At 49.4% G+C, this 356-nt stretch carries 1 protein-coding gene; it reads right to left on the minus strand.

All coding sequences use genetic code 11. The features are described from left to right. On the minus strand, positions 1-356 hold a 356-nt coding region (locus AAEZ00_RS20725; RefSeq protein WP_351089763.1), incomplete at both ends, for an acyl-CoA dehydrogenase family protein.

Consider the following 356-nt stretch of genomic DNA (forward strand, 5'->3'; position numbering starts at 1 on the left):
CGTAACCGCCGTGAATTTGCAGCGCACCGTCACACACTTGGAAACCTACATCGGTCGCAAAACGTTTCGCCATAGCACAATAAGCACTGGCTTCAGGGTCTTGAGTGTCTAATTTAAAAGCTGCTAGACGTACCATTTGACGGGCTGCAACTAGTTCGGTTGCCATGTCAGCCAGTTTAAACTGCAATGCTTGGAATGCCGCCAGCGGTTTACCAAATTGCTTACGCTCATTCATGTATTGAGTTGCGCGAGTCAGTGCAGCTTGCGCGGTGCCAATTGAACAGGTGGCAATGTTAATACGTCCGCCGTCTAGGCCTTTCATGGCAAAGGTAAAACCTTGGCCTTCTTCACCAAGT

Origin of the sequence: Shewanella sp. S1-49-MNA-CIBAN-0167 (assembly GCF_040310145.1) — a bacterium.
GTDB lineage: Bacteria > Pseudomonadota > Gammaproteobacteria > Enterobacterales > Shewanellaceae > Shewanella > Shewanella psychromarinicola.